This window comes from Thauera sp. (assembly GCF_034003485.1).
In the GTDB taxonomy this organism is placed as follows: Bacteria; Pseudomonadota; Gammaproteobacteria; order Burkholderiales; family Rhodocyclaceae; genus Thauera.
The window spans coordinates 54,014-73,586 of the sequence record NZ_JAVEYL010000007.1 but is presented as its reverse complement, the minus strand read 5'-3'; the positions used below and the strand labels follow the sequence as shown (position 1 = coordinate 73,586).

At 64.3% G+C, this 19,573-nt stretch carries 17 protein-coding genes; all 17 read right to left on the bottom strand.

The window, feature by feature from the left end; all coding sequences use genetic code 11:
* Positions 1 to 167 precede the first annotated feature (167 nt).
* The 17 genes from pth to RBT54_RS05395 all read right to left on the bottom strand — a co-directional run bounded on the left by pth (position 168) and on the right by RBT54_RS05395 (position 19,516).
* Positions 168 to 2,078 carry an aminoacyl-tRNA hydrolase gene (gene pth / locus RBT54_RS05475; protein ID WP_320364935.1) on the bottom strand — a complete coding sequence of 637 codons (1,911 nt, stop codon included), beginning with the start codon at positions 2,076 to 2,078 and terminating at the stop codon, positions 168 to 170.
* A gap of 221 nt (positions 2,079 to 2,299) precedes the next feature.
* The gene (locus tag RBT54_RS05470; protein ID WP_320364933.1) at positions 2,300 to 3,487 is read right to left on the bottom strand and encodes a hypothetical protein; all 1,188 of its coding nucleotides are present in this window, start codon (positions 3,485 to 3,487) and stop codon (positions 2,300 to 2,302) included.
* Positions 3,488 to 3,524: 37 nt separating this feature from the next.
* Positions 3,525 to 5,015, bottom strand: a complete 1,491-nt coding sequence (locus RBT54_RS05465; protein ID WP_320364932.1) for a polysaccharide lyase — start codon at positions 5,013 to 5,015, stop codon at positions 3,525 to 3,527.
* A complete protein-coding gene (locus RBT54_RS05460; RefSeq protein WP_320364930.1) occupies positions 5,012 to 5,920 on the bottom strand; it encodes a polysaccharide deacetylase family protein in 909 nt (302 codons plus the stop codon). Before RBT54_RS05460 ends, RBT54_RS05465 begins: the two co-directional genes overlap by 4 nt.
* A gap of 78 nt (positions 5,921 to 5,998) precedes the next feature.
* Positions 5,999 to 7,318, bottom strand: a complete 1,320-nt coding sequence (locus RBT54_RS05455; protein WP_320364929.1) for a putative O-glycosylation ligase, exosortase A system-associated — start codon at positions 7,316 to 7,318, stop codon at positions 5,999 to 6,001.
* Complete coding sequence (locus tag RBT54_RS05450) at positions 7,311 to 8,693, bottom strand: phenylacetate--CoA ligase family protein (protein ID WP_320364927.1); 1,383 nt, start codon at positions 8,691 to 8,693, stop codon at positions 7,311 to 7,313. The genes RBT54_RS05455 and RBT54_RS05450 overlap by 8 nt, the downstream gene beginning before the upstream one ends.
* The gene (locus tag RBT54_RS05445; RefSeq protein WP_320364925.1) at positions 8,690 to 9,769 is read right to left on the bottom strand and encodes a glycosyltransferase family 4 protein; all 1,080 of its coding nucleotides are present in this window, start codon (positions 9,767 to 9,769) and stop codon (positions 8,690 to 8,692) included. The genes RBT54_RS05450 and RBT54_RS05445 overlap by 4 nt, the downstream gene beginning before the upstream one ends.
* Positions 9,770 to 9,816: 47 nt before the next feature.
* On the bottom strand, positions 9,817 to 10,848 hold the full coding sequence (locus RBT54_RS05440) for a hypothetical protein (protein ID WP_320364923.1): 1,032 nt from the start codon (positions 10,846 to 10,848) through the stop codon (positions 9,817 to 9,819).
* Entirely contained in the window at positions 10,845 to 12,161 is a 1,317-nt protein-coding gene (locus tag RBT54_RS05435) for a nucleotide sugar dehydrogenase (RefSeq protein WP_320364921.1), read from the bottom strand. Before RBT54_RS05435 ends, RBT54_RS05440 begins: the two co-directional genes overlap by 4 nt.
* Positions 12,158 to 13,369, bottom strand: coding sequence for a TIGR03087 family PEP-CTERM/XrtA system glycosyltransferase (locus RBT54_RS05430; protein ID WP_320364919.1), 1,212 nt, complete (start codon positions 13,367 to 13,369; stop codon positions 12,158 to 12,160). Before RBT54_RS05430 ends, RBT54_RS05435 begins: the two co-directional genes overlap by 4 nt.
* A gap of 13 nt (positions 13,370 to 13,382) precedes the next feature.
* Positions 13,383 to 15,311, bottom strand: a complete 1,929-nt coding sequence (gene asnB, locus RBT54_RS05425; RefSeq protein ID WP_320364917.1) for an asparagine synthase (glutamine-hydrolyzing) — start codon at positions 15,309 to 15,311, stop codon at positions 13,383 to 13,385.
* A 2-nt stretch (positions 15,312 to 15,313) separates the two neighbouring features.
* Positions 15,314 to 16,534, bottom strand: coding sequence for a TIGR04063 family PEP-CTERM/XrtA system glycosyltransferase (locus tag RBT54_RS05420; RefSeq protein WP_320364915.1), 1,221 nt, complete (start codon positions 16,532 to 16,534; stop codon positions 15,314 to 15,316).
* Between the two features lie 2 nt (positions 16,535 to 16,536).
* Complete coding sequence (locus RBT54_RS05415; protein ID WP_320364913.1) at positions 16,537 to 16,791, bottom strand: hypothetical protein; 255 nt, start codon at positions 16,789 to 16,791, stop codon at positions 16,537 to 16,539.
* Positions 16,788 to 16,988, bottom strand: coding sequence for a hypothetical protein (locus tag RBT54_RS05410; protein WP_320364911.1), 201 nt, complete (start codon positions 16,986 to 16,988; stop codon positions 16,788 to 16,790). Before RBT54_RS05410 ends, RBT54_RS05415 begins: the two co-directional genes overlap by 4 nt.
* 12 nt (positions 16,989 to 17,000) lie before the next feature.
* A complete protein-coding gene (locus tag RBT54_RS05405; protein ID WP_320364909.1) occupies positions 17,001 to 17,321 on the bottom strand; it encodes a type II toxin-antitoxin system PemK/MazF family toxin in 321 nt (106 codons plus the stop codon).
* Positions 17,321 to 17,533, bottom strand: coding sequence for an antitoxin MazE family protein (locus RBT54_RS05400; RefSeq protein ID WP_320364907.1), 213 nt, complete (start codon positions 17,531 to 17,533; stop codon positions 17,321 to 17,323). Before RBT54_RS05400 ends, RBT54_RS05405 begins: the two co-directional genes overlap by 1 nt.
* Before the next feature lie 30 nt (positions 17,534 to 17,563).
* Positions 17,564 to 19,516 (bottom strand): XrtA/PEP-CTERM system amidotransferase, encoded by a 1,953-nt coding sequence (locus tag RBT54_RS05395; protein WP_320364905.1) that lies wholly within the window; start codon positions 19,514 to 19,516, stop codon positions 17,564 to 17,566.
* Positions 19,517 to 19,573: the final 57 nt, after the last annotated feature.

Genomic DNA, 19,573 nt, shown 5'->3' with positions numbered 1-19,573 from the left:
CCGACCCGCTTGCGCCGGGTCCGGTGCGGGATAACCACATCCATGGTGCCCACCATCGAATCTGATGGACACGATTTTCAATGGGCTAACAGGCTGGGGGAAGATGGGTTCGCCGGGCGCTTACGCCCTGTCTTGCTGCCCTCCCGAAGCGGGGCGTCTTGGCTTCATCACGCTGACAGGGATTTAGAACTGTCGGCCAGATCGACCACACGAGCGACTGCGATCTCTGCCGCTTGCGCAACCGACCCATTGATGACGTATATCTCGTCAGGGGAAAAACGCTTTAAGACGCGTTCTTTCGCTTTCTGCGCATCGCCCGCGGTACGCACGCCGACGCGTATCCGCTCGAATTCTCCGGTACCGAGACAGCCAATGATCGAGCGAACGCCGAGGTGGCCCGCATCGCCTCCGTTTCGTTTGATCCGCACATCGCCGAGAGGAAGGTCGATGTCATCGTGAATGATTGTGCATCGCTCGGGGGAGCCCCCCACCCGCTCTAGAAAAAGCCGCAGAGCCTCGCCACTCCGATTCATGTAGAGACCTGGTTTGAACAGCGCAAGTGTCGTCCCTCCGTAAGGCCCAAAACTCACCGCTCCTTCCTTGTGGGTCTCCCAGGCTCCTCCAACACGCGCTGCCAGACGATCAAGCACTCGATATCCCACATTGTGAGGCGTGTCGCAATATTCGGCCCCGGGGTTGCCCAGCCCCACAATCACGAATGGTCCCTCCGTCGCGGAGGGATTCTCCAGTTCGCCTGCCCGCAGCACCTCGTCTGCCCGACGCAAGAACTCCACACCGTGATCTTCAGGAGGCGCACCTGCGTAGACCACGGGGCACCGCGCACAGAACGTTGCCAAACCGCACTTTTCCTTCCAGCAGTGAACTCGCCTTTCCTGATCCAAGAGCAGTCGTACGAGGTGATCTGCCTTGTTCGAGCCTTTGAGTAAGACCAGATCGCCAGCACGCAATGCTGTTCGCAGGTAGGCCGAAGCCTCCCCGGCAGAAGGGAACGCCAGCAACTCCTGTTCCGCGCGCACAATGGGTGCCTTTAATGCACGCATCGCATGTGGCCCTACGAACACAACTAGGTCGCCAATTTCGAGCGCTTCCCGGGCGACCTTTGGGTACACTTTCGATGCAGACGCCGAATAGTCGGATAGTGTTCCGACGATCAAGACCTTGCGACGTGCCTGTGCATCTTTCATGAAGTCGAAGGGAGCCTGCAGCGACCATAATGGAGCCTTCCAGTCATCGCGGACAAAGGTGATGCCGTTCTCCAACGTCAATACCTGCATGCGTCCTTCCGGAGGAGCTGCGCTACGGAGTGCCTGAATCGCGCTTGAAATGGGGAGGTTCATTGCAACCGCCACACCCAATGACATGAGCGCGGAAAGTGCAAGATGAGTCCCATGCAGGGCGGTGCTTATATCGTAGGTTCTTCCCTCGTAATCGACCGTTAGGGTGAGAGGTTGAGGCCAACGAGATCTCGCCTCGCGCAGTCTCAGCGTCGCACCTTCGCTTTTTCCGACCCAAAGCACGCGCCGTGAGCACGACTCGCCGATCTGCCTGACCAGCGGATCGTCCATATTGAGCACAGCGATACCACGCTCGGGCAGTGAAGACACGATCTTTCCCTTCTCGTGCGCTATCGCCTCGAGGCTCTTGAATGCACTGAAATGATCGCGTGCGATGAGTGTCAAGACCGCGATATCCGGCCGGCTCAGTCGAAGTGCGAAATCAAGATAGCCCGGGCGCCCGCCGGACAGTTCGAGGACACAGAAGCGATGGCGCCTGCCCACGTTCGTGATGGTCTGGGCAATGTCGAAATGCTCGTTCTCTGAGCGTGGATTACTCTGACAGGGTCCAAACTCGGAAAGGATGGTCTGACATAGATCCTTGGTCGTCGTCTTGCCTGCGCTTCCCGTGATGCCAACTACGGTGACTGAGTGACCACGGAGTCGACGGATTAACCACGCATGCGGATAAAGCACGCAACGCCGTGCCGCTTTCCGTGCATATTCGAAAGCTCGACCGAGCCTTGCAGCCAGTCTTGAAAGATCCGACTTCATACGAGCCATTGACATGTTGGCACCTCGAATTACGGGACGCTTTCAGAAAGTCATTACGCACAAACGCGAGCACTATCGCATTCAGTTATAAAGAGGCGCTTTGACAAAAGTCGATTCGCTAACCGTGAAGCGCCACGATGCCAGACGCCTGCTGCAACTTTCAACGACAACACCGCATCGTGCGACACTCACCCGCCGGTAACCGCATCCGCGGAAAACATGCACCTATCTTAGCGATAGCGATAGGCCCAAACTCCCCGATCGTCGATCACCACCAGCACCCCGTATTCGGGATCGAGATAGGCCAGCATGCGCTTCCCGGCAGGCATCGGATCCCCGACGGGCACCTGCTGATGCCAGGCTGCGCGATCCGGGTCATAGGACCAGATGGATTGCGACGAAAAATCAACGAGCAGGCCGTGACCACTGCCTGGGTCGTGATAGAAGACGTTGCGCGCATCATGGCCGTCCGGCACGGCTGCAGCGTCCGCAGGCGTTTCATCGACCTTTTCCCATACCCGTCTGCGCGTGTCGAAATGGAATGTGCCTCGCCCCTGTCGAGCGATCACCAACTGGCGCACAGGGTCGTGATAGCCAACGAGCTCCCTGGACGGTGCACTCTGCTCGAAATCGTTCTTCTTTGTCGCCACAGCCAGTTTCTGCCACCGGGTCTTGTCCGGCTCGTACAGCCAGGTCGAGCGCATCTGCCAGTTGTTCATATGCCAGATCGCGCCCCCCAGCTCCGGCACGTACTCGAGCATGCCACCGACGGGCGCACGGGGAGCTTCCGCGTTCACCCTGTGCAGCGACCATGTGCGCGACTCGGGCGAGAACGACCACAAGGGCGGGCCGGCATAGCGCTGCTTCGGATCACCGCCGCGCCCACGGATCAGTTCGTCCTGCTTGATCGGCCAGGTATTCATGAAGAGCACTTGCCGGCGGATCGGGTCGTAGGTCACGCCAGACCAGGTGTGAGCGATGATCGCAGGACCGCCCCGGCGCGTGACGAGAACGCCATCCTCGAACACGACGTCACTCGCATCACGCCCCAGATCAGCGTAATTGCGTGGGTTATCGGGCGCGTACAGGAGCAGCCACGCCATGGCAGCGAGATCGAACTCCCAGACGTCGTTGAGCCGGTGGGGGCGACCATGGTTTGCCCCGAGGAACAGGGCACGACTCCGCTCGGGCGCCCACACCATCTTCAGCGAATAGTCGCGTGCGCGCGGCCCGGTACGATCGAGTTCGAAACGCCGGGCGACCTCATTGAAATCCCCGAGCACACGCGCCAGGCCAAGATTGACCGCCTGATTGGGCGCCAGGGCCCGTATTCGACGCTGCACCTCGGCATTGGGTGCGAGCTCCGTAGCCGAAGCCTGGGTGCAATAGAAAAGCAGCGCGACAAGCAGGGCAGGCACCCCACCCTGCATGAACGAAGGCCCTGCCGCCTCACCGCTAACGGGTGCCCGACGGACCGATGTACTCGCGCGCGATGACCACATTGTCGATATAGAGCGTCAGATCAGCCGGTGCCTTGGCAATGCCGCCATGATAGACATTCATCCAGACCGACTCGATACGCAGGTCCGGCACGCTGCGATAGCGAAGATCCGTACGCTCGTATGCCAGGCGGCCATCGATCCACGCGCGCAGCACGCCGTCCGCCGAGCCTGGGCGATTGAGCTTCACGTACTGCTCGATGCTGTACCAGCGGTTCTTTTCAAGCAATCCGGTGGGCCCCAGATTCCATCCAACGGGATCTCCATACTCACTCGCACCATCCATGTGATAGACGTAGGAACCGATCGAGCGGAACGGGCCGAACTCGGGCGCGTTCTTCAGGAGTTGGAAGAACGCGCCGCGCGCCGACCAGCCATTGGTGCCATCCGGCTTGCGCCCTCCCCACCCGGCACGTTCGTAAGTCCCGGCGAGCCCAGGCAGCTTGCCGCCGGTGACAACGGGATCCCAGTCCTCACCGAAGCGCAAGTAGTAGCGGAAGTAGATCTCCTCCGGCTCGCCGCCCTTCAGCTTGGCAAAGCGCTGGTGCATGCTGAGCCCGAGCCGGCTGCGCGCCTTGACCTTGACCCTGAGCGCCTTGCCGTCGAGCACGGCGAATTTGTTACCTGAATCGGACGACACCGTTTCCGCATTGCCGTTTGGGTCGACGTCTTGCCAATCGGACTGCCAACGCCACCCCTCGAAACGCTCGGCAAAGACGACCGAAGGGTGGGATTCGATTCCCGCATCGCGCCTAAAACCGGCCGCGATGCCGGTACGCACCTCCGCGTTCGGATCCACCGGGAGTGCCAGGCTGAACACGCCGATCGTTGCGCCACCGCTGTACTGCTTGTCGCTGGCAAGTCGGAGAACAGCCCGCTTCACCCGCTGTCCCGCGCGTGCCTCAAATGGGAACACGAGCGCTGCACCGTAGCTTCCCCCAACCTGGAAGATCTTCCGGCTACCGAGGCTCTTGTGCGTGGGACACGCAAAGTAGGTGTCCGCGGATGGACGGAGTCGCGATCGCGTGCTGTCGTCCCAGTCGAGCAGCAGTTCAGGATGCGCCGTGCCGTTCTCGTGCTCACGGCTGAGAAAATTGACGATGCCCGATCTGCCGCCCTCGAGTCCCCGAAGGTAGAGGGCGCCGGGCGTCGCCTTGCCGGCCACCCAGTCGTTGGCCAGCGACGTGATGTCGAACTCGACCCCTTGCAGCGCCTTCGCAGTCGAAACCACCTGCTTCGCATAGGGCCGGTCTTCGCTGCGCGCGCCCGCCGCATCGGCCCAGTCGCCCCCGCTCTGCCGCCACGCCAGCATGCTGTTGGCCGCATAGTAGTGACAGGTCATGCCATCCTTGCCGTCGGTGAGGGGCACCCCTGCACGCGCCGCAGCCGAGCCCGCGGCCAAGGCCGTCGCCCCCACGAAAAAGCAAACGATGAGTGGCCCCTTCATGCGGCGACCTTCCCTCTCGCCCGCATGTTATCGACGAGACGCAGGCCGAAGCGCAACCGCGTACTGTCCCACGGCGTGAAGCGGGGCAACTGGAAGACGTCCGCATCACGGCGCGCGGCACCCGCCGACGTTGACACCGCGGCCCGATACCCAGCGTCGCGGACCATCCGCACGTGCTTGGCCTCATAGTCCTTGCCGGGCTTGCCGTTCGGAAAAGCGAAAAGCGACACCGGTTCCGAGAGAATGTGCTCAAGTGTTTGCTTGCCGTCTGCGATTTCCCGGTAGGCTGCATCGTCATCGACGCGCGCTAGTATGGGGTGGGAGCATGTGTGCCCACCGATGCCCATGCCGGCAGAGCGCAACGCCCGCAACTGGTCGGAGCGCATCATCAGGTCGTCCGGCAGCGAGCAGCGCGCGATCTCACCAATGGCAGCAACCTGCGCGCTGCGCTCTACGGCCGGCAGATATTTGATGGCCGGCAACAAGGCCTGTATCGCGTTGCGTCGGTCCGCGGGCGTCTGGAGTTCGAAGTGACCAAGGCCGAGATCGCTGAGATCCAGGCGATGGCCCGCATAACCGCGTACGGCCTCGATCACGGTGTCGTTCCACATACGGCCGCCGTCGAGGAAATCCGTCGCAACGAAAAAGGTCGCGTTCATCCGGTGCTTTTGCAGGATCGGCAGCGCCACGGTGTAGTTGTCCGCGTATCCGTCATCGAACGTAATCACCGCCGCACGCGCAGGCAGGCGTCCCTCTTCCAACGCGACAACGGCGAGTTCAAGCGGCATGACGTTGAACGCCGCTCCGATCCACGACAAAAGCGCGTCGAAGCGCTGCGCATCGGGCTCATCTGGGAAGATCGGGTCCGCTCGCGCCAGCACGCGATGAAAGATCAAGATCGACAAGGCCCCGCGCTTACCGGGCGGGGAGAGAAGCGTTCCTAGCAGGCGAACCAACATTATGTTCTCGCTCCCCTCGTGCGTTCAGACAACTCCAGATCCGACAGGACTGGGCATAGCACTCCCGACAGGCGTCTGCCTGCTTGCCAGTTGCGTATCCAACCAGCGTCGCATGACAAGTACTATCACCATCAGGTTATACGGCAAATCGAAATAAGCAAGGCTGAGGAAAGCGCCTCCTACTGCGTAGCCAACAAGAGTTACCTGACACATGCTGGCCAGATGGACCACCCAGTCATACTCGCGTTTTCCTCTCGTCTGCGTCCTCAACCGCCCCGCTTCTCGCCACACGAGCCACCAGATCGAAAGGAACAGGAACAACCCGATCCAGCCATGCTCTCCCAGAACCTGAAAGTAGATGCTGTGCGACGCTCTGGCGTGATTCGGGTTGGCCGCCCGATCCTCAGCCGGATTCGGCGCGTAGATACCGAAGACCAGGGGCGTATAGGCCTCGAAGCCGGCGCCGGTAGGCCTATCTTTGGCAATATTCAGTGCCGTTTCCCAAGCGTTGATGCGACCCATCGCCGAGCTGTCCTGCTCATAGGTGCGAATCGTGCCCATACGTTCGTGCCAATTGCTGGGCATGAACGTGAACAGCAGCCCCCCCGCGACAAGAATCGCAACACCCGAGGTGAGCTTGTTGACTGGCGAGCGAAGCCACAACATGCCGCCCATGGCCACAATGGCTAGGAGTGCTCCACGCGAGTGCGTTCCGAGGACGGCCACAGCAGACATCAGCATGGTCAACAAGAGGCCTCGTCGAACCCATTTGTGCTCAGTCGTGGCAAAGAGATAGAAGAGCAATGGAATCACCATCAGCATTGCCAGGCCGAGCTCGTTGTTACCTTCGATGAAGCCTCCGGGTGGCCCCCAAACGCGCTCGCCACCACCCGATCTAAGCGTGAATAGGCCGCCCTTCAAACCGTAGAATCCGATCGACATCGCGTTGACCCAAACGAATAACTGGATGTGCGAACGCTCGTGCAGCACGGCAAGCGCCACAAAGGTCATGACCTGGATCTTCAGGACTTTCTCAAACTGATTGAGTGAGTCCTCAGGGTAGATGGCAAATGCGGTTGTGACGCCCATCCATAGCAAGAGGAAGATCAACGCCCAGACAGTGCCGTTGCGTGGCAGGCTAATCTTGTCCTTGCCAGTTATCAGCGCGATCAGGGTCACGCCCCCAACTAGAGCCGCGAACGGTGCGTTATGTGCAAACCCGAACGCAAGTTTGTGCGGGTTCATGATGCTGAGCCAGGTCCACATCAACACTCCGATCCACGCATGACGGAAGATGAATGGCACCGCACCCAGAACGATTCCAGTAATCAGGAGGTCACGCATGAGCAGAGGCCTCCCGACGCAGGGCGAGATCGACCTTGCTGGTCACATACCGATACTTACCTGATTTTTCAGGCGGAATTTCATTGACACACTGCACCGATATCTCCACACCGAGGCCGAGACGCGCCTTGAATTCACGGACGATGCGTGCCTCAGACTCAGGATCGAATCGCTCATTGGGGACGAGCAGCACCGTTGTACGGTCGAGCGATTCTTGAACGATCTTGAAGCGCTCCACCCCCAGCAGGTCGCGCACCGTATAGATGAGTGCGAGGCCGTGCATGATGGTTCCATCCTGCGCGACGACGAAATCGGTAGTGCGCCCCTGCACTTCGGCCAGCACCGGCAGGCCGCGGCCGCAGGCGCAAGGCGCATCGCTCAGCACACCGACGTCGCCGGTGCGATATCGCACAAAGGGGAACTCCGCCGTCGCCATGTGGGTGACGACGATCTCGCCCGCCTCGCCCTGCGCGGTGGGCGTGCCATCGGCGCGTACGGTCTCGACGATGATGTCTTCGGCACTGATGTGCAGGCTGCCAGAGGGGCATTCGTGGGCGATGAAGCCGGCGTCGCGCGCGCCGTAGCCGTTGGCCACCGGGCAGCCATAGGTTTCGCTGATGATACGGCGCTGTTCGTCGTAGAGCTTCTCGGAGGTGACGAACGCGACCTTGATGCCGAGCGAGTCCATCGCGATGCCCTTCTTGCGGGCATGTTCCGCAATCAAAGACAAGCTCGACGGGTAGCCGAACAGCATCGCCGGGCGCACACGGCGAATGGTGTCGACGAACCTGTCGAGGTTGGCGGGCGACATCTCGAAGGCGGGCAGCAGGTGGCTGCGCATCAGCGCATCGCGTAGCTGGCGAATGCGGTCCTGGGCGCCGAGTTCGACCGGGCTGCCCCACACCACCAGTTCGGGGTCGCCGATGTCGACGCCCCACCAACGCGTGGCCCGCCACTTGGCGGCAACGTCGTGGCTCTTGCGCGACTTGCCGATGTAAAAGATCAGCGGCTCGCCGGATGATCCACCCGTGTTGTAGCGGCTGAGCGGACCATGGCCTTCGGCCTTGAGCTGCTCGACGTTGGTGCGGATGACGGGCTTGGTGAGGAAGGGCAGGCGCTGGAGCGCCGCAAGCGAGTCGATGCCTGCAGGGTCGAAGCCTTCGCGCGCGAACAGGTCGCGGTAATACGGCACCGTCCGCCCGATCTCGCCAAGAAAGGCGCGCAGGCGCTGTATGCGCTGCTGCTCGATGCGGCTGGCGGGCCACCACTGGCTGTCCTCGAGTTGCCGGCGACGTGCGACCGAGTCGTGATGCTTGAGCCGCTCGTGCAGCGGAAAAAGAAGATTGGCGCAAAGCGCGGTGTAGAGCCCCATCACGCGTCCTGTTGACCGGCGAAACGCCGGTAGAGATCGAGCCATTGCTCCCGAACCGTGGGCCAGGCGTAGCGCGCCGCAGCCTCGATGCCGGCGGCGCGCATGGATGCCGCGCGTGCCGGTTCAGCCAAACAACGCAAGGCCTCGGCGGCCATGCGTTCGGCGTCGCCGATCGGCACCAGGCGCGCAGACACGCCGTCCTCGACCATGTCGGGGATGCCGCCGGCGTCGGTGCTGACCACGGGTACGCCGCTGGCGAAGGCCTCGAGAATCGAAATCGGCATGTTGTCCACGGTGCTCGGGTTGAGCATGCAATCGGCCGAGGCATAGAGCGCCGGAATGTCGGCGTTGTCGATGCGGCCGGCGAAGCGCACTGCGTCCTCGATGCCCAGTTCCCGGGTCAGTGCCTGCAGCCGGCCGAGTTCGGGCCCGGTTCCGGCGACCGTGAGCCGCGCGCCCGGCAAGACCTGGCGGATGCGCGCAAAAGCGCCAACTGCGGTCGGGATGTCGTAGATCGGCTCGAGGTTACGGGTAACGATCAGGTGCGGCGCATCGCCAAAGTCGCGTATGGGTGCCGGGCTGAAGCGCGATAGGTCGATGATGTTCGGCACGATCGCGGCAGCCAGACCATAGCGCGCGAAGACGCGCTGCAGAAAGCCCGAGGGCGTGACGCGCTCGCTGGCCATGCGCAGGGTGGCGAGCACGTGGCGCGGCGCACTGGCGAAGAAAGTGTCGGCGTTACCGCCACGGTAATTGACGATCACCCTGACGCCCCGCGCGCGCCCGATCCACACCGCCGGCGCGGCGAACAAATGCCAGGCCCAGCCGGAGTTGGCGAGGATGTGCATGACCTGTACCCGGCCCGACACCACCCACAGCCTGGCCAGGTATGGAAGGAGGCGGACAAGCGCCCGCAGCACCGGGATGCGCCCAGCCCACTCGGGCGAGTAAGGGGAGTTGTTGCGCACGAGTTCGACGTGGATGCCTTCCTGGCGCAGCAGGCGCACAAGCTGCTCGCACTGGTTGGCCATGCCGCCCGAAGGCGGCGGCAACGGCCCGACGATGCACAGGGCGGGCACTGCCCTCGCCTTTGCGGTCGGCAGGATGGGATCTGGAATCGGTGCATTCATTGCGTATTGAGTCCGCGCGACGAGCGGCGGCGGGCCAGCCAGATGACGAAGAACAAACCAGCGAAGAGGCCGAACACGACGACAGCCAGCAAACGCGTGCGCAGCGACTCGATCGCCTCGCGCTGCGCCCGGTTCTGCTCGGTTGCAAGGATGCGGATGACCGGATGAACGCCGGAGGCCACGCCGCCGAGTTGCTCCACCGCCCGATGCACGCCCCCCAGCGCGCGCACCAGCGGCGCCTGGTCGTACTCGAACACGTTGTTGCCCCACCACATGTACCACTCGGGCAGGCCGCGGCGATAGTAGTCGATGGCCTTGTCCTCGTGCTTGAATCCCGGCCGCGCCATGGGGTCGACCGGCACCAGCTTGATGTCGGTCGCGCCCGCCTGCAGCGCCGCGCGAAAAGCCATCGCCGACAGCGGCTGGCCGCTGGCGTCGGTGACGTAGAAGTTGTTGAACACGTCGATCATGATCCAGCGCGCGTTCTGGCTGTCCCAGATCTCGTTGAAGATATGGCCGCGGCCACCGAAGCCGTCGAAGGAAAACGCCCACGGCCGCGAGAACACGCCCGCCGCGGTGGCAAAGCCGGTGAAGCTGTCGGCGAAGTCGCCGCAGTAGCCTTCGCCCTGTTGCGTGATGCGGGTGTAGGTGTCGGCGAGGTCGGCCTGGATGGCGCCGCCGCTGCGCCGGCCGTCGGGCAGCAGGTGGCGGCCGATGGCAAGCGCGGTGGCCCAGTCGTCGCCTTCGATGTCGAGCTGGTTGCGGGTGACGATGTCGGCATAGAGCGGCAGTGGCGCGGCGCGCTCGAGCGCAAACCCGGCGGGCACGCTGGCGGGTGTCCAGTCGTGCGTAGCGGGTTCGGACTGCAGCAGCAGCGCATTGCGCATGCGCACGAGCTCGGCCGAGTCGCGCAGGTGCGGCACGAGGGTGGCGCCCACCGCCAGCGTCAGCAGTGCGCTGAGCCAGAACAGTCGCAACCACAGGCGGGCTGCGCCCGCCCTGCCCGGCCGTGCCGCGCCAGTGCTCACCAGCAGAGCCCTTCCACCTGGGCGCGCAGCGCCATGCCCTTGGGCAGATTCACCAGGTCCAGCACCTTCTGCTCGGGCCGCGCGTGGGTGGCCAGGGCGTCGAAGATCGCCGGGTTGGAGACGCCGACGATGAGCATGTCGGCCTCGGCGATGATGGCGTCGAGGTCGGGCTTGAGCAGGTCGCCGATGTGCGGCAGTTGCGTTTCGATGAAGCGGCGGTTGGCACCGAGCAGGCGCGACAGTTGCACGTCGGGGTCGAAGATCGACAGTTGCACGCCCTTGCCGAGGAGCTGCTCGGCGAGGATGACGAGCGGGCTTTCGCGCAGGTCGTCGGTACCGGTCTTGAACGACAGACCGAGCATGCCGACCTTGCGGCAGCCGGATTCGAGCACCTTGGCGATGGCGCGGTCGATGTGCTGGCGGTTCGACTGCATGATGCCGCCGAGCATGGGCAGCTCGACGTCGTGCGTCTTGGCCAGGTAGGTGGTGGCGCGCAGGTCCTTGGGCAGGCACGAGCCGCCGAAGGCAAAGCCGGGCTTGAGGTAGGCGGGCGAGATGTTGAGCTGGGTGTCCTGGCAGACGAGGTCCATGACCTCGAAGGGGTTCACGCCCAGCGCCTCGCACAGGCGTGCGGTTTCGTTGGCGAAGGTGATCTTGAGCGCGTGGAAGTTGTTGCACGCGTATTTCATCATCTCGGCCGAGCGCACCGAGGTGCGCAGGAACTTGCACGGCAGGTGGCCGAAGAGCTCGCGCAGGCGTTCGATCGGGTAGTCGTGGTTGGCGCCGATGACGGTGAAGGGCGGCTTGTCGTAGTCGCGGATGGACGAGCCTTCGCGCAGGAATTCGGGCTGGAAGCAGGTGAAGAAGCCTTCGCCGTCGCGCTTGCCGGATTCGCGCTCGAGGATGGGGATCAGGGTTTCTTCCACCGTTCCCGGGGCGAGCGTGGAGCGGAACACCAGCACGTGCGGCGCGGCCTTCCTGGCGATGGCCTTGCCGAGGTCGGCGGCCAGGCGCAGCACCGCGCCCTGGTCCTGGCTGCCATTGGACGCCGAGGGCGTGCCGACGCAGATGAGCGAGATGTCGCTGTCGAGCAGGGCCTGGCCGACGTCGGTGGTGACGCTGACACGGCCGCTGGCGGCGACGCTGGCCATGAGGTCGACCATGCCCTCTTCCACCACCGGGGTGGTGCCGGCCTTGATGAGGTCGAGCTTGGTCTGATCGATATCGACGCCGATGACCTGGTGACCGTCACGCGCGAGGCAGGCCAGCGACACTGCGCCGACGTAACCGAGGCCGAAAATGCTGATCTTCATTGTGTTGCTCCGTGCTTGCTTCGAAATTCTGTAAGGCAGCGGTCGATGATGGCGTCGAGCCGTTCCATGGACCGCGGCCAGGCGTGGTGCGACAGCATGCGGTCGCGGCCGGACTGGGCGAGACGCGCGCGCTCGGCCGGGTTGTCGACGATGCTGCTGATGGCCTGAGCGTACTCCTCGGCCGTGTCGGCAACGAGGAAATGCTCCCCACTCACCGCGTCGACGCCGCCCGCCGCGATGCGGCTGGACACCACCGGCACGCCCATGGCCATGGCCTCGAGGATCTTGTTCTGCGTGCCGCGGGCGATGTTGAGCGGCGCCACCATGGCCGCCGAGCGCAGGATGAACGGGCGCACGTCGGGCACCGAGCCGGTGACGGTGATGCCGGGCCGTTCGCCCAGCTTCTGCACCGCGGGGATCGGGTCGGCGCCGACGATGAGCAGCTTCATGTCGGGGCGCTTGCTGCGCAGCAGCGGCCACACGTCATCGCAGAAGCGGAACATGGCCTCCTGATTGGGGTAGTAGTCCATGCGCCCGATGAAGCTGATCGTGTCGGGGTCGTAACCCTCGCCGTCGGGCTTGAAGAAGCCGGCATCGACACCGTTGGGGAACCAGTCGGACGACACGCCGGTGCGGTAGGACTCGAGCGTTTCCCATTCGGCGCGGGTGGTGGCGGTGCACAGGTCGAACTGGCGGGCGAGGCGCTTTTCCTCGCGCACGAGCTTGGTGCCCTCGAGCCAGTAGCCCATGTTGAGCGGGAAGGACTTGTAGTTGACGTACTCGAGCCACTTCTGCGAATCCATGTCGCCGAAGTCGAGGATCTTGGGGATGCCGCGCACCTTCTCGACGTACTGCGCCACCGACGAGCAATGCACGAAGATGAGGTCGAAGCGTTCCTTGGCGAGCAGCTCGTCCACTTTGGCGGCGAGCTCGGGCGAGTAGAAGTAGCCCATCGACGAGGGCACCGGTGTGGGCAGGCGCGCGACCATGCGCAGGGTCTGCGCGGCGTTGGAGACCACCGCCATCTCGAAGCGCGCGCAGTGCGGCGCGATGCCACGGCCCTCCTCCGCCTCGGCCTCGCTGCGGGCGAGCGAGCACACCGTCACCTCATGGTTCTGCGACAGGTGGCGGATCATGTTGAAGGGGCGGATCTTGCCGCCGCGCTTGGGCGGGAACGGGAAGCGATGGCAGACGTAGAGGATCTTCATGCGATAAGCGTCTTCATGCGATGAGGCTCTTCAACTCGGCGGTGACGTCGTCGGGCGAGTGACGGTCGAGAAAGAGCCGGCTCCAGATTTCGAGGTTCATGAGGGCGAGCAGCGCGTCGGTGCCGTCGATGCGGGCAGATTCGTGGTCGGCGACCAGGCGGGCGACCACGTCGGGGTCGAACAGGCCGCGGTCGCGCACCACGTCGCGCCCGAGCAGGCGGTGCAGCACCGGGGCGAGGTCGCGCTTGAGCCAGGCGCCCATCGGCGTGCCGAAGCCGCGCTTCTTGCGGTCGAGGATGTCGGGCGGAAGGGTGTCGGCCAGCGCGCTCTTCATCAGGTGCTTGAGGCGGCCGTTCTTGACCTTGAGCGACTCGGGGATGGAGGCGGCGAGTTCGACCAGCTCGCGGTCGAGCAAGGGCACGCGGCACTCGAGCGACACGGCCATGCTCATCTTGTCGGTGAGCAGCAGCAGGTCGTCGGGGAGCTGGGTTTCGGCATCGACCGCGAACATGCGGTTGAGCGCGTCATCAGAGCCGGCCCCGGCGAACGCAGCGGCAAGCGCGTCGCTGCTGCCAGTGGCGCCGCGGGTGAGCGCGGACACGGTGTCGCGGTCGAGTACCTGCAGGTAGGCGCGGTAACGATCGTCGGGCGACAGCTCCGCCGAGGCCAGGAAGCCGCGCGCCAGGCGCAGGGTGTTGAGCAGTTTGGAGTGGCGGTCGCTCGGCAGCAGGCCGGCGGTACGCGACATCAGCAGGCGCGACCAGCGCGGCAGCATCTGCAGCTTGCGCACGTAGTGGTCGCCGAGGTAGCGACGGTAGCCGCCGAAGAGCTCGTCGCCGCCGACGCCGGACAGGATGACCTTGACGTCCTGGCGGGCGAACTCCGACACCAGGTAGGTGGTGAGGAAGGCCGAGTCGGACACCGGCTCGTCCATGTGCCACAGCAGCTTGGGCAGCAGGCCGACGACATCGGGCTTGACGACGATCTCGTGGTGCTCGGTGCCGAGCAGGGTGGCGACCTGGCGGGCGTAGGGGAGTTCGTTGTACAGGCGCTCGGCCTCGCCACCCTCGAAGCCGATGGCGTAGGTGCGGATCGGCTGGTCGGAATGCCTGGCCATGTAGGCGACCACGGCGCTGGAGTCGACGCCGCCCGAGAGGAAGGCGCCGATCGGCACGTCGGACACCATCTGGCGCAGCACGGCGGCCTCCATGCCGGCGCCGATGCGTTCGATCCACTCGGCCTCGGACGTGACGCGGTCGATGCGGGACGGCAGGCGCCAGTAGCGCCACTCACGAATCTCGCCGTTTTCCACCGCCAGCAGCGTGGCCGGCGGCAGCTTGCGCATGCCTTTGAACAGTGAATGCGGCGCAGGTACGTAGCCCAGGTGCAGGTAGTCGCCCAGCACCTCGCGGTTGAGTTCGGCCTGCACGCCGGGCAGCTGCAGCAGCGCCTTGGCCTCGGTGGCAAAGCCGAGCATGCCGGCCGACTGATGCACGTACAGCGGCTTGACGCCGAGGTGGTCGCGGCCGATGAGCAGGCGCTTGCGACGGTTGTCCCAGAGCGCGAAGTTGAACATGCCGTCGAGCCGGTGCACGAACTCGTCGCCGTAGAGGTCGTACAGGTGAAGCAGGACTTCGCTGTCGGAACCGGTCTTGAAACGGTAGCCGCGCGCCTGCAGGTCGCTGCGCAGCTCGCGGAAGTTGTAGATCTCGCCGTTGCACACCAGCCACAGGTTGTCGTCGGCGCTGGAGATGGGCTGGTGGCCGCCTTCGAGGTCGATGATCGACAGCCGGCGCATGGCGATGCCGCAGCGCCCATCGGGCGTGATGTGCTGGCCTTCGTCATCGGGGCCGCGGTGGGCGGTGACGTTGCCCATCGCGCTGAGCTGGGCAGGTTCGACGCGCGCGCCGTCGAGGCGGTAGAGACCGTGGATGCCGCACATGGTCAGCGTGCCTCCTCGGCAAGGGTGGATTCGCGCCCGCGGGTGGCGAGCGCACGACGATAGACCTCGCGGTAGCGGGCCACGCTGTTGGCCCAGGTGCGTTCGCGCTCGACGAAATCGCGCGCCTGGCGGCGGATGGCGGGCCAGCGCTCGCGATGGGAGAGCACGTCGGCGATGGCGTCGGCCAGGGCCTCGACGCTGCCGGCCTTGCACAGGAAACCGGTTTCGCCATGGCGGACGAGCTCGCGGTGGCCGCCGACGTCCGAGGCGACGAACATACGGCCCTGCGCCATGGCCTCGAGCGGTTTGAGGGGCGTGACCAACTCGGTGAGCCGGATCGGCAGGCGCGGATAGGCGAGCACGTCGATGAGTTCGTAGTACTTCTGCACGCGGTTGTGCGGCACGCGGCCGGTGAAGATGACGCGGTCGGCGATGCCCAGCTCGGCGGCCTGGCTGCGGAGGTTTGCTTCCTGCACCCCGCCGCCGACCAGCAGCAGGCGGATCTGCGGGTCGCGCGCCGCCAGGCGGGCAGTGGCCGCCACCAGCAGGTCGAGCCCTTCGTAGCCGTAGAACGAGCCAGCAAAGCCGAGCACGGTGCAGCCGTCGAGGCCGAGCTCGCTGCGCAGCGCGGCGTCGGGCTCGGCGCCAAACTGGAAGGCTTCGGCATCGACCGCGTTGGGGATCACGGTGATCTTGTCGGCGGGGATGCCGCGCTGCCGAATGTCGCCGCGCAGACCTTCGCAGATGGTGGTGATCTGATCGGCGTGGCGCAGCGCGAAGCTCTCGAGCGCGCGCGACACGCGGTAGCGCAGGCTGCCTTCGGTGGTGGTGCCGTGGTCGACCGCGGCGTCCTCCCACGAGGCGCGCATCTCATACACCACCGGCAGCCGACGCTTGCGCCCCACCCATTCGGCCGGCAGCGCGTTGAGCACCGGGGAGTGGGCGTGGATGAGGTCCGGCTGCAGTTGGTCGACGAGTTGGTCGATGCGGCGCGCGGTGAGGCGCATCTGCGCAACGAGCCCGGTGCCCTCGGGCGCCAACGTGCGGTAGAAGCGCAGGCCATCAGCCTCTTCCACCTCGACCGTCGAGAAGCCCTGCTTGGGCGTGGTCAGGTGAAATGTCTCCCAGCCGAGCGCGCGCTGCTCGCGCAGGATGGCCGCGGTGCGGAAGGTGTAGCCGCTGTGCAGCGGGAGGGAGTGGTCGAGGATGTGGAGGATGCGCATGGTTAGGCCAGCAGTCGGTCGTACTCGGCATGGCTGCCGATCCAGAACCAGAGAACACCGTCTTCGACCTCAACGCCCAGAGCGCGAAACTTGAGCCCAACGCGAGCAAAGCGGTATTTCCCGACTTTCTTGAAATGCAGTGAGGGGTGAGACGGATTGAGCTTCAGCAACTCGAAATTCTGCCTCGCCAGTTCCTGCACATGCTCCGGTAAGGCGTCGAATCGCGCCCAGAAGTCGTCCGACGCGTAATGCCTCACAGTTCGCGGCTCTTACCAGCACGATGCGCATTCAACGCGGCTCCCGCCAGGGTGTCCAACTTTCCAGACGAAGCATCACGCTCGAATTTGTCATCCCATACCGTCTCTTCAAAACGCGCAAACCAATCACGAAAGCTTGCAAACTCCTGGGGCGACATGGCCTCTACATGCTTCTCAACTTCTTCAAGTCGGGTCATTTCAGTTCTCCTTCACGCCAGTCCGAGAAACAACATCAAAGAACGATTCACGGCAATCTGCTCGTCGTCGGACAGCCGGCCCAGGCTGGGACCGAGTTTGGCCCTGGGTACCGTATGAATCTTGTCGATCATGATCTGCGATCGCTGGCGCAGGCCATTTTCGGGTGACGGCTCGATGGTGATGCGAAACAGCGGTGTGTCGCGTAAATCACTGGTCAGCGGCAGGAGCGTGACCGACGGGTGCTCGTCGAACAAGTCCGACTGAATGACCACAGCGGGACGGGCTTTGCCATAGTCGCCCTGCAAGGCGACGGTAATCAGGGCGCCGCGCATCACACCCAGCCGTCCGTGTCAGCAGCCCGCTCGAGCCAGTCGAGCACTTCCTGCTCCTGCGGATCATCCTTAAGCAAGCTCGACTGCCTGCGGCACTCCTCGGCAAAACCCGCCTTGCGCGTGTCAGGCACCCAGATCTGTACCGGGCGCAAGCCTGCCTCGCGCAGATTTGTGCGGTAGCGCCCAACACGTTCCGAAACACTGGCAGCCATTTAATCCCCCACTCTCTGCGTCGTTACATGCTACGAAGCATAGACCGCGCCGACGTTACATGCAACGCCAGAATCAATCGAGCCTGACCCCATTGATCCGTTGTTGCGAACAAAGGCTTCGAACATCAGCAGAGTCCAGAGCGGCGAGCTGTAGTCGCGGGCGCCGGACTGGTGGGCGTCAACCAGGTGTTGCAGGTAGTCGCGGTTGAAGATACCGGTGGCAGCGAGGGTTTCGCCCAGCACTGCGTCACGCACGCGCTGCTTGAGCGGGCCGCGGAACCAGCGCGCGAGCGGCACAGAAAAGCCCATCTTCGGACGGTAGAGCACCTCGTCGGGGAGGAAGGGTTCCATCGCCTTCTTGAACAGGTACTTGCCTTCGCTGCCCTGGATCTTGAGGCCGGAGGGCAGCGTGGCGAGCCATTCGACCAGCTTGTGATCCATCAGCGGCTCGCGCACCTCGAGCGAGTGAGCCATGCTGGCGCGGTCGACCTTGGTGTTGATGTCGCCGACCAGGTAGGTCTTGAGGTCGAGGTACTGGATGAGCGCGAGCGGATCGTCGGTGTTGGCCTGGCCGGCGTGGCGGCGGAAGACGTCGAGCGCGTCGTAGCCGCCGAGCTTCGCGCGGAAGTCGGCGCTGAAGAGTTGCTGGCGCATGTCGCCGCGCAGGATGGACACGCTGTGGAAGTAGGCTTCGGTGGCGTCGCGCGCCATGGCCTGGAAGGTGGTCTTGGCGCGAAACACGCGCGGCGCCCAGTCGGCCTTGGGGTAGACGCGACCGAGCAGGCTGAAAAGCGGCCGGCGCACGCCCATGGGCAGCGCGGCGCGCATCTTCTCTTCCATCAGGTGCATGCGGTAGCGCCGGTAGCCGCCGAAGCTCTCGTCCCCGCCGTCGCCCGACAGCGCCACGGTGACGTGCTTGCGCGCGAGCTGGCACACCCGGTAGGTGGGGATGGCGGAACTGTCGGCGTATGGCTCGTCGTAGAGCGCGGCCAGGGTGTCGATGAGGTCGAAGTCGTCAGACTTGACCGTCTCGACGAAGTGATTGGTGCGGTAGCGGTCGGCGACCTTCTGCGCGAATTCGGACTCGTTGAACTTGGGGTCGTCGAAGGCGATGGAGCAGGTGTTGACCGGCTCGTCGCTGAGGCCGGCCATGGTGGCGACAACGGCACTGGAATCGACCCCGCCGGACAGGAAGGCGCCTAGCGGCACCTCGGAGATCATGCGCAGGCGCACGGATTCGCGCAGGCGCTCGGTGAGCTCGGCAGTGGCCTCAATCAGGGAGATGTTGTTGTCGAGGGTGAAGCGCACGTCCCAGTACTGCCTGGGCGCGGGGATGGGCTGGCCGCGGCGGATGCACAGCGATTCACCGGGGCCGAGCTTTTTGGCGCCGAGGAAGATGGTGCGCGGCTCGGCGACGTAGCCGAGGGCGAAGTATTCCTCGACGCCGAGCGGATCGATGCGGCGATCGAGGTCGGGGTGCTGCATCAGCACCTTGAGTTCGGAACCGAAGGCCAGCGTGCCGTCGGCCAGCAGCGCGTAGAACATCGGCTTGACCGCGAGGCGGTCGCGCGCCATGAACAGGGTGTCGCGGTTGCGGTCGTGCAGGGCAAAGGCAAACATGCCGCGAAAGCGCTGAACACAGTCCTCGCCCCAGGCTTCCCAAGCGTGGACGATGACCTCGGTGTCGCTGCGGGTGTGGAAGACATGGCCCAGGGCTTCGAGCTCGGGGACCAGTTCCTGAAAGTTGTAGATCTCGCCGTTGAACACCACGGCCACCGAGCCGTCCTCGTTGAACAGCGGCTGCTGGCCGGTGGCGAGGTCGATGATCGAAAGCCGGCGGTGGGCAAGCGCAACGCCGGGCTCGAAGTGGTAGCCCCCTTCGTCCGGGCCGCGGTGGTGCTGGACGTCGTTCATGCGCTGCATGAGGGCACGGTCGAAGTCGCGTTTGCCGCGGGTGTCGAAGAGGCCGGCGATGCCGCACATGGTTCAGGGTCCTGTAAGTGTGTCGCTTCCGTTGGAGCGGGTTTTCGTGGGAGCGGG

What these genes read in the sequence shown, in the direction of transcription:
- pth (WP_320364935.1), bottom strand. Translation starts at nt 2,078, where the DNA reads ATGGCTCGTATGAAGTCGGATCTTTCAAGACTGGCTGCAAGGCTCGGT.
- RBT54_RS05465 (WP_320364932.1), bottom strand. Translation starts at nt 5,015, where the DNA reads ATGAAGGGGCCACTCATCGTTTGCTTTTTCGTGGGGGCGACGGCCTTG.
- RBT54_RS05455 (WP_320364929.1), bottom strand. Translation starts at nt 7,318, where the DNA reads ATGCGTGACCTCCTGATTACTGGAATCGTTCTGGGTGCGGTGCCATTC.
- RBT54_RS05435 (WP_320364921.1), bottom strand. Translation starts at nt 12,161, where the DNA reads ATGAAGATCAGCATTTTCGGCCTCGGTTACGTCGGCGCAGTGTCGCTG.
- RBT54_RS05430 (WP_320364919.1), bottom strand. Translation starts at nt 13,369, where the DNA reads ATGAAGATCCTCTACGTCTGCCATCGCTTCCCGTTCCCGCCCAAGCGC.
- asnB (WP_320364917.1), bottom strand. Translation starts at nt 15,311, where the DNA reads ATGTGCGGCATCCACGGTCTCTACCGCCTCGACGGCGCGCGCGTCGAA.
- RBT54_RS05420 (WP_320364915.1), bottom strand. Translation starts at nt 16,534, where the DNA reads ATGCGCATCCTCCACATCCTCGACCACTCCCTCCCGCTGCACAGCGGC.
- RBT54_RS05410 (WP_320364911.1), bottom strand. Translation starts at nt 16,988, where the DNA reads ATGACCCGACTTGAAGAAGTTGAGAAGCATGTAGAGGCCATGTCGCCC.
- RBT54_RS05405 (WP_320364909.1), bottom strand. Translation starts at nt 17,321, where the DNA reads ATGCGCGGCGCCCTGATTACCGTCGCCTTGCAGGGCGACTATGGCAAA.
- RBT54_RS05400 (WP_320364907.1), bottom strand. Translation starts at nt 17,533, where the DNA reads ATGGCTGCCAGTGTTTCGGAACGTGTTGGGCGCTACCGCACAAATCTG.
- RBT54_RS05395 (WP_320364905.1), bottom strand. Translation starts at nt 19,516, where the DNA reads ATGTGCGGCATCGCCGGCCTCTTCGACACCCGCGGCAAACGCGACTTC.